The organism is Moorena sp. SIO4G3 (genome assembly GCF_010692305.1).
Classification (GTDB): Bacteria; Cyanobacteriota; Cyanobacteriia; order Cyanobacteriales; family Coleofasciculaceae; genus Moorena; species Moorena producens_A.
On the sequence record NZ_JAAHIG010000353.1, the window covers coordinates 1 to 8900 of the forward strand.

Below are 8900 nucleotides of genomic sequence, written 5' to 3' on the forward strand. Positions count from 1 at the left end.
TTCAGATACTCCGAGGATTTCGCGGGCTTTTCTGGGTGAGACATACCTCATAATCTCCGGCAGTTCCTGGCAACCTTTCTATATACTAACAAAGATTGCCGGAAATTGCCGGAGATTGCCGGAAAAAGATACTTCTATCTTTAGCCGATCCTGACCTAACACAAACAAACAACTAGGTCAACTACTTCTAGGGGTACAAGAAGGTTTTGATCGAGTGAAGAACACTTCCTTTATTGTTGTGGTGATGCATCTTGAAGGATTCTATCCTTAGTCGTCTAATCAAGTATCTGCACTCTCAAGATAGTTGTATAAGGTTGTTAATCTCATCCCCTTCAAGGGGATGAGACTGAAGCGAGGATTCCATTTAGTGGAGGGGCTACGTGGACAAGTAAACGTCTGCACCTTGAAAGCCCGGTCCAACTCTGACCGAAGGATACCCTAGGGGGGACTAGCGATCCCCAAACCTATGACTGCTAGAGGGAGAAAATGGGACAGAATCTGGTTATCGATTCTCTACTGTTCTATAAAACGTGAACATCGCGGACAAAAACGTCACAACGACGCCTGTTTACTTCCTGTTTCAACTAGGACTGTCGGCAGCACCCTATCCACAGGCTTCAAATCGGCTGGAACCCAACCTAATATTGAAATTGAATTTGAGGTGACAACTTTGTTGCTCTACTCCGTTATTTTCGGGAGATTTAAAACTGATGGCTTTACTCAGTTACCTTTTCACAGGCTACCCACTCTTGTAGAAGATTATCTGGATGTCAAGCCTAATACTGTTATTGCTTGGTTATTGCATAGGCCGATTGTACCACATTCCCAGAGGAGTTTTGTTGAAAACATGCGGGTATGTTACCCATGCGTAACGCTAATCATGTACTAGATTGCTACTCTCTCTTGTGTTATCGACTATTATGCATGAACAGCCATTAATTCATTTGCCTTTTTGGCAGTTTCAAAGAAGAATCTAACGTTATCTTCTGGAGTGCCGGGTAAAACACCATGACCGAGATTTAAGATATGACCTTCGTTGCCAGCTTTGCGAATAGTATCGACAATGCGATCGCGGATAAAAGCTTGTGACCCAAAGAGCACTCCTGGGTCGATATTGCCCTGAACTTTCATATCAGGACCCAATCTTTTTCTAGCTTCTGCCATGTCTACGGTCCAGTCTACGCTGACCATATCAACCCCGGACTGTCCCATGCGTTCAAGCACTCCAGCGCTACCACTGATATAGAGAATGAACGGGGTATCTGGGTGAGTGGCTTTAACCTGCTGTACTACTCGCTGCTGATAGGGTAAGGCAAAGGTTTCGTAGTCTTGGGGACTCAGTTCACCTGCCCAAGAGTCAAACATTTGTATGACCTGAGCACCGCTATTGATTTGGTAACGGACATAGATAGCGATCGCATCAGCTAGCTTACCCAAGAATTGGTGTAGCATAGCTGGTTGTGAGAAGGCCATTCCTTTAATGATGGAGTAATTTTTAGAACTTTTACCCTCAATGGCATAAGCGCCCAAAGTCCAGGGAGCACCGACAAAACCTAGCACTGCTGCTTTATTGCCGACTTCGTCCCGTAGCGCCTTCAAAATTTCCCGGATAAACCCAAATTTCTCTAAATCCAACAGATGTAGCTGGTCAATTTGTTCCTGGGTACGAATCGGTTGGTTAATGATTGGCCCTTTACTTTCGACAATATCAAAATCGATACCAATCCCTGGCAATGGAGTTAGAATATCAGAGAACAAAATCACTCCATCTGGTTTAAACGCTTTCCAGGGTTGTAGAGAAATCTCAATCGCTATGTCGGGATTTTCGGAGCGCTCGCGAAAACTTGGATACTTATCCCGTAAATCGCGATAAACCTTCATATAACGACCTGCCTGTCGCATCATCCACACAGGGGGGCGCTCTAACTTCTCACCACGAGCCGCCCTCAACAAATAAGGAACCTGGGTTGACCCAGCCATATGGTATCTATCCTATTATACTTTTTTAAGTGTATTTGTCAGCTTATCATGCTGGTATTCGGTTTACTCTCCTGATTTGAGAAGATTAAAAAAGTGTTAATAATAAGTTACATTCGAAGATAGTGCCTTCCTTAAAAGGTGATGGAAACAAACGGAATAACAAGCTTTCCAGCTTCAACCTGCTAACCGGCTAACTGGCTAACCGGCTAACTGGCTAACCGGCTAACTGGCTAACCTTGGCCAAAAGGCCACGCGTGCGCGTTCAACCTGCCAACTTTCAACCTGCCAACTTTCAACCTGCTAACCTGCTAACCTGCTAACCTCCAACCCAACTCAACGTCCCGGCCTCAGCATCTAGTTCAACCAGCTGTCCGACAGGAAGGGCAGCGTTAACCCCATCGTGACCGAAAGGCAAGTCAGAGACAACCGGTATACCGAGATCCCAAATGCGATCGCGCAACACTTCCTCCACAGTCCAGCTAGGAACATCCTTGGGAGGAGCACAACGGCTAAACCGCCCTAACGCAATACCTTTCACCCCGGCCATTGCACCACTCATGCGCCACTGAGTCAACATCCGGTCAATGCGGTAGGGAGCCTCAGTGACATCTTCTAGAGCAAGAATAACTCCTGATAAGGAAGGTTGTAGGGGTGTACCCAGCAGATGAGTAGCGACTGTAAGATTAGCCGGTAGCAACACACCAGAAACTTTACCACCTCCCCAACCAACCCCTTTCAAGGGAGCTATGGGTCGTCCTTCCACCCAATCAAACAAGCGCTTGAGTGACCATTCCGGTTCACCAGCAATAGTAGTCAATAACGGACCATGAACACCCGAAATCCCAATCTGACCAAGACTCCACAGTAAAGCAGTAATATCAGAAAAACCAATCAACCACTTCAACTGTTCTGGCCATATCCAGTCTTCCAGAAGTCTAGCGCTACCATAACCTCCTCTAGCACAGAGAATGCCCCGACATTGGGGATCAAGACAGGCTTCGAGCAACTGTTGGCGTCGCTGACTATCAGTCCCAGCTAGGTAACCTTCCCTAGCGTTCCAGTTCTGAGGTAATTGAACATGGTAGCCACGCGATCGCCAAATCTCAATCCCCTGATTGAAAGCATCAACCTCACGCAAGGTTCCACTCGGAACAATTACCCGCAATAGATCTGGCGGTTTTAATGGTGGTGGTAGCTGGCATACAGAAAAACCAGCCCTCATCTGTTGCACAGAAAGTTGATTCACGCGCTCCCTAATTCGGCAGTAGCTCTTAAGTCATGCCTTGATTTTAACCGCTTGAACAAATGTTACGAATAGCCTAGGGCTGAATGCTTACCAACACATTGAACTACAATCCCCAAAAGCGCTATGCTAGTAAGGTGTGTAGCTAAGAGGTGTGGTATATCAAAACTCTGGCGACTCAGTAAAGTAACCATAAAAACAAAACCATCACAATTGACAATTGACGTATGTTTGATGCTCTCGCCGAACGCTTAGAAGATGCTTGGAAAAAACTACGGGGTCAGGACAAGATCTCTAGTTCTAACATCCAAGACGCCCTAAAAGAAGTGCGTCGCGCCCTCTTATCAGCAGACGTCAACCTACAAGTAGTCAAAGATTTCGTTGCTGGAGTAGAAGCGAAAGCACAAGGCAGTGAAGTCATATCAGGTGTTCGCCCTGACCAGCAGTTCATCAAAATAGTCTACGACGAACTGGTGCAAGTAATGGGGGAAACCAATATTCCCCTAGCTAAAGCAGACACCCCACCAACCGTTGTGCTAATGGCTGGTCTACAAGGTACTGGTAAAACTACGGCTAGTGCAAAACTCGCTTTACATCTGCGTAAGCAAGAACGTAGCTGTCTGCTAGTGGCTACAGACGTGTATCGACCCGCAGCCATTGATCAATTAGTCACCCTCGGTCAACAAATTGATGTACCTGTGTTTGAGTTAGGTACAGAAGCTGACCCAGTAGACATTGCTCGTCAAGGGGTAGAACGGGCAAAAGCAATGGCTATCGATACGGTAATTATCGATACAGCGGGACGACTGCAAATCGACCAAGACATGATGGGAGAACTCTCCCGCATCAAAGAAACCGTCCAACCCCACGATACCCTACTAGTGGTGGATGCCATGACTGGTCAGGAAGCAGCAACCCTGACCCGCACCTTCCATGAGCAAATCGGTATTACTGGGGCAATTCTCTCCAAACTTGATGGGGATAGTCGTGGTGGTGCTGCCCTTTCAGTCAGGCAAATTTCAGGTCAGCCGATTAAATTTGTTGGGGTTGGGGAAAAGGTCGAGGCACTACAACCATTTTATCCTGACCGGATGGCATCCCGGATTCTGGGTATGGGGGATGTACTCACCTTGGTTGAGAAAGCCCAGGAAGAGATTGACATCGCTGATGCTGAACAGATGCAACAGAAAATGCTGGAAGCAAAATTTGACTTCAGCGATTTCTTGAAGCAGATGCGCCTGTTAAAGAACATGGGATCCCTTGGTGGCTTGATGAAACTGGTTCCAGGCATGGGCAAACTCAGTTCTTCTCAACTTCAACAAGGGGAAACCAAGCTCAAGCAGTCCGAAGCTATGATTAGCTCCATGACCTCCGAGGAGCGTCGTAACCCAGATTTATTAGCTAGCTCTCCGAGCCGCCGCCGCCGCATTGCCCAAGGTTCTGGTCATACGGAAAAAGACGTCAGGGGTCTGGTGAGTGAATTTACTAGAATGCGATCGCTTATGCAGCAAATGGGTCAAGGTCAGATGCCAGCCATGGGGGGGTTAGGTGGTATGTTCGGTGGTATGGGGGGTGGAAATCCTCGTAATCTACCTGGTTGGCGTGGTAGTGGCTCTGGCAAGAAAAAGAAAAAAGGTAAGAAGAAGAAGGGATTTGGGGAATTATAGTAGAAAGTTAGCCAGTTGTTCGCGTAGCGTGGCCTTTTGGCCAAGGTTAGCCAGTTGTTCGCGTAGCGTGGCCTTTTGGCCAAGGTTAGAAGGTTGAACGCGCACCCGTGGCCTTTTGGCCAAGGTTAGAAGGTTGAACGCGCACCCGTGGCCTTTTGGCCAAGGTTACGCTGAAGGTTAGCCTGTTGTTAGCCTTTGGCGTTCGGTGTAGGGTAGCTTAGCTCCTAGAAGGTTAGCCTGAAGGTTAGCCGGTTGTTCGCCTTTGGCCTTTCCGTAGGGTAGGTTAGCTCCTAGAAGGTGACGCGGTAGAAGATTAGCCAGTAGAAGGTATGCCTGAAGGTTAGCCCGTTCCCATCAGGCGTGGGGTGTCGGGTAGCTGAGAAGATTGTGAACAGGTAGCGGCTTGCCTGCTGAGTCAGTTACAATCTTCACAATTCAACCTGTTCACTTTCAAACCCCCAAAGATCGCTTAAAATCAAACAGGTGAATTAATTAGGTACAATGATCAAAATCAGATTAAAACGATTCGGCAAAAAGCGTGAAGTAAGCTATCGAATAGTGGCAATTCCCAGCAGTGCACGCCGTGATGGGCGTCCTCTAGAAGAACTGGGATTCTATAATCCAAGAAATGATGAAACGAGGCTGAATGTACCAGCAATAGTGAAGTGGCTCAAAAATGGAGCTCAGCCAACACAAACCGTGCGTAATATCTTGCAAAAAGCTAATGTTTTTGAACAAATCCGTACCTGAAATCCTATCTGCTTCTGTTAGAGATGATGACCCAGATTATTCAGCACTGGTGAGATTTTTAATCGAGCCGTTCTTGGAATCACCAGACTCCCTCAGCGTAGACTGTGAGAAATCAAATGGGAAAGAGCGTGTCTGGATTCGACTAGCTTTTAATGGAGAGGATAAAGGGCGAGTTTTCGGTCGGGGTGGTCGCAATATTCAAGCGATTCGGACAGTAATTAAAGCAGCAGCCCAAGCTGCTGGCCAAACTGTTTATTTGGATATCTATGAAGGCTCAGGCTCAGGTAGTAGCCCTCGTCGAGACAATGGCCCTAGTCGTAGAACCATTGTCAGAAGAAATTTACCTCGCCGAGTTTCCAGACCTAGAGTAACTCCAAGATTTCGCTCCTAGTTCTCTATTGCAATAGTTTTGAAGGTTTGGGTAATGAGAGGACAATGGAGAAAAGGGAGTAAAAAACATCCTGCTGCTGTACCTCTCATTACCAATGGCAGGAAACCTTGAAGATTGGTCAAGATTGGTAGATTGAGTTATATATTAAGTTACTTTAAGTTACCAGTTAACTTCGATAGTTGAGACTGAAGCCTGTAGTTGATAAACCTTGAGTGAAGTATCCAAAACAATTGAGCTACCCAGCCCAGAAAGTGCAATCGCCTTGGTGGGAGACCAGGAAGAAAACCTGAAAACCCTATCACGGCAAACCGGTGCGCATCTGGTGCTGCGAGGGCAAGAGTTATTGATTTCTGGCACCCAGAAACAGGTCGAGCGGGTATCATCCCTAGTGCGATCGCTTAAAATTTATTGGCTCGAAGGTAAAAGGATTACAGGAGTAGACATCCAAACTGCAATTCATGCCTTAGATACTAAGCGACAGGATGAATTACAAGATTTACATCAAGATGTGCTGGCTCATACTCGCCGGGGTGAGGTCATCCGAGCTAAAACCTTCCGGCAACGGCAGTATATCAAAGCTGTACTAACCCATGACCTCACCTTCTGTGTGGGACCAGCAGGCACTGGCAAAACCTTCCTAGCTGTGGTAATCGCCGCTCAGGCGTTACTAAATAATCAATATGAACGGCTGATTCTGACACGACCAGCGGTAGAAGCTGGTGAAAAACTTGGCTTTTTACCAGGAGACTTGCAGCAGAAAATTAATCCCTATTTGCGCCCTCTTTATGATGCTCTCCATGAACTGATTGATACAGAGAAGACTGCCAATTTAATGGAACGGGGCATTATTGAAGTGGCTCCCCTAGCGTATATGCGAGGTCGCACCCTCAATAATGCCTTCGTGATTATTGATGAAGCTCAGAACACCACACCAGCCCAGATGAAGATGGTTTTGACTCGTTTGGGTTCACGTTCTCGGATGGTAGTGACTGGTGATCTGACCCAGACCGATTTATCTAGCAACCAACCCTCAGGATTAGCGGTAACCCTAAAAATTTTAAGATCTGTAGAAGGCATTGCTTTCTGCGAACTCACCAATAAGGATGTTGTCCGTAATGCCCTCGTTCAGAGGATTGTTACTGCTTATCAAAATTATGAAAAGTGAAGGGTATTCACTACGGATCCCCAACCAGAGTGAAAGCAGCCCAATAGTAGGGATGAGAAAAGCTTTGTTTTCCTGGTCCTGACAATTCTGGCGGTAACGAGATGTTCTTGCCCGAGCCATATAACTGATTATTCTCGATACGCACATTGCCTTGAATCATCGCTAACTGTGCCTGTCGCAAGGCTTCACTTTTACTCGATGTCTTTTTCAACTGACGGTAAAACTCAGTAGTCAGCCCCAGAGCACCTTGATCACTGACATACCAAAGGGTTGCCAACGTTGAGTCAACTCCTGCCTGAAAGGCTGACCCAGCAAAACCCAACTCTGCTTCTCGATTGCCCAAAGCAGTTCGGCAAGCACTCAGTACCAATAACTCTACGGATGGCTCATAAAGCAAATTTTCCATTTCATACAGCCTTAGTTTGTGGTTCCACATCTGAATGTAGGAATCGTTAGGAGTTCCTGGGTTGAACTCTGCATGGGTGGCTAGGTGAATGATCCCATATTGCTGCTGTTCTCGTTGAGCCCTTAAATTGTCCATAGTAAAGGCTTCGTTGAGAAAAGAGCGACCTTTCCACAGTTTTTCAGTGATGGTGGTTAACTCCACTTCTACCCCAGGCAAAGGCTGTTGATAAGGAAATTTCGATGCTCCCATTGCCAGAACCCGGAAGGGTCTCACATCTGTGTGACGAGAATAGGTTAAGCTCAGACTAGGCACCAAGTTAACACCATATTTCTCAACCAGATATTGTTGCCCATCGTAGATAGCTGCTAGGGGTAGAGAGCGCAAACCCTCATCCATAGCAAATATTAGGCTCTGAATCTTGCGGGCGTTTAATTCCTTCTGTAAGGGCGCTATGATCCATCGATAAAGTTGCTCACCTGAATTTAGGTGGTCTTTGGCATCCAAGCTGTCGGCATTGCTAAGCGATCGCTGAAATCTATTGGTCACAGCTAGGACTTGATCACGACTGGCACCATTGATTTGCCGCACAATTGGATTACCTTCTGCGGTGATCACCAACAGTTCCAGCTGGTCATTTGGTTGTGGTAAGCAACGCTCTGGTGCTTGAGGAACCTCAGAGAGTCGGTAACCAAACCGTCGGTCGATTTTGGAAACAGGGATTGAGGGAGCTTGACATCGAGTGCCTGGTAATGTACCGGAATTTTCGACAAAACTGACGTAAATAACGGCAGTCTTTAGCCCTGTCTCCCTCTCAAGCTCCCGAGTCCGATTGCGGACATCATTCTGAGTGTTGATTTTGGCCTTAAACGGTCGCTGAAAGTGTGACTCATATTCTTTGGTGAAGGCTTCTTCAATTAAATAAACTGGGTCAGTTTCAGGTGAAACTTCTTCAGTTGTGGAATTTGATTGAGATGAAGCAGTAGGGCTTCCAGGTTCTGAACTACCAGGGTCTGAACTACCAGGGTCTGAACTACCAGGGTCTGAACTACCAGGGTCTGAAGTACCAGGGTCTGAACTACCAGGGTCTGAACTAGAGGGTTCTTGCGTGTCACTTATAGTCTTGTCAGAGGGGGAAACGACACGCTGGTCGCCACTGTCTCCATCGTTGGGCTCACTTCTGTCAGGGGGTGTGTCATTGATAGGAGGCTCGGGTTTAGGAGGCTCGGGTTTAGGAGGCTCGGGTTTAGGAGGCTCGGGTTTAGGAGGCTCGGGTTTAGGAGGCTCGGGTTTAGGAGGCT

The 8900-nt window shown here is 47.0% G+C and carries 9 protein-coding genes; 5 read left to right on the forward strand and 4 right to left on the reverse strand.

Translation table 11 applies throughout. The features are described from left to right. The first annotated feature begins 466 nt into the window (after positions 1-466). Entirely contained in the window at positions 467-889 is a 423-nt protein-coding gene (locus F6J99_RS36165; RefSeq protein ID WP_293120452.1) for a hypothetical protein, read from the forward strand. A gap of 29 nt (positions 890-918) precedes the next feature. Here the strand turns inward: F6J99_RS36165 and hemE are convergent, their stop codons facing one another. Together hemE and F6J99_RS36175 are read right to left on the reverse strand one after the other, a co-directional pair. Beyond that, positions 919-1980, reverse strand: coding sequence for a uroporphyrinogen decarboxylase (gene hemE / locus F6J99_RS36170; protein WP_293120454.1), 1062 nt, complete (start codon positions 1978-1980; stop codon positions 919-921). 316 nt (positions 1981-2296) lie between these two features. After that, positions 2297-3202, reverse strand: coding sequence for an LD-carboxypeptidase (locus tag F6J99_RS36175; RefSeq protein ID WP_293120463.1), 906 nt, complete (start codon positions 3200-3202; stop codon positions 2297-2299). A gap of 248 nt (positions 3203-3450) precedes the next feature. Here F6J99_RS36175 and ffh point away from each other — a divergent pair, with 248 nt between their 5' ends. Further along, positions 3451-4890 (forward strand): signal recognition particle protein, encoded by a 1440-nt coding sequence (gene ffh / locus F6J99_RS36180; protein WP_293120456.1) that lies wholly within the window; start codon positions 3451-3453, stop codon positions 4888-4890. Here the strand turns inward: ffh and F6J99_RS36185 are convergent. Continuing rightward, positions 4885-5013: a hypothetical protein gene (locus F6J99_RS36185; RefSeq protein ID WP_293120458.1), complete on the reverse strand. Its 129-nt coding sequence runs from the start codon at positions 5011-5013 to the stop codon at positions 4885-4887. The two genes, ffh and F6J99_RS36185, sit on opposite strands and share 6 nt — an antisense overlap. Before the next feature lie 378 nt (positions 5014-5391). Here F6J99_RS36185 and rpsP point away from each other — a divergent pair, with 378 nt between their 5' ends. From rpsP to F6J99_RS36200, 3 genes are all read left to right on the forward strand, one after another. Continuing rightward, complete coding sequence (gene rpsP / locus F6J99_RS36190; RefSeq protein ID WP_071102122.1) at positions 5392-5640, forward strand: 30S ribosomal protein S16; 249 nt, start codon at positions 5392-5394, stop codon at positions 5638-5640. Then, positions 5615-6031, forward strand: a complete 417-nt coding sequence (locus F6J99_RS36195; protein WP_293077631.1) for a KH domain-containing protein — start codon at positions 5615-5617, stop codon at positions 6029-6031. Before rpsP ends, F6J99_RS36195 begins: the two co-directional genes overlap by 26 nt. A gap of 208 nt (positions 6032-6239) precedes the next feature. After that, entirely contained in the window at positions 6240-7196 is a 957-nt protein-coding gene (locus tag F6J99_RS36200; protein WP_070390609.1) for a PhoH family protein, read from the forward strand. Positions 7197-7206: 10 nt separating this feature from the next. Here F6J99_RS36200 and F6J99_RS36205 read toward each other — a convergent pair. Then, the coding region (locus F6J99_RS36205) for a CHAT domain-containing protein (RefSeq protein WP_293120461.1) at positions 7207-8900 on the reverse strand (1694 nt) is incomplete at its 5' end.

Excerpts from the sequence above, each read along its gene's own strand:
- F6J99_RS36165 (WP_293120452.1), top strand. The coding sequence starts at position 467 with ATGACTGCTAGAGGGAGAAAATGGGACAGAATCTGGTTATCGATTCTC.
- hemE (WP_293120454.1), bottom strand. The coding sequence starts at position 1,980 with ATGGCTGGGTCAACCCAGGTTCCTTATTTGTTGAGGGCGGCTCGTGGT.
- F6J99_RS36175 (WP_293120463.1), bottom strand. The coding sequence starts at position 3,202 with ATGAGGGCTGGTTTTTCTGTATGCCAGCTACCACCACCATTAAAACCG.
- ffh (WP_293120456.1), top strand. The coding sequence starts at position 3,451 with ATGTTTGATGCTCTCGCCGAACGCTTAGAAGATGCTTGGAAAAAACTA.
- rpsP (WP_071102122.1), top strand. The coding sequence starts at position 5,392 with ATGATCAAAATCAGATTAAAACGATTCGGCAAAAAGCGTGAAGTAAGC.
- F6J99_RS36195 (WP_293077631.1), top strand. The coding sequence starts at position 5,615 with ATGTTTTTGAACAAATCCGTACCTGAAATCCTATCTGCTTCTGTTAGA.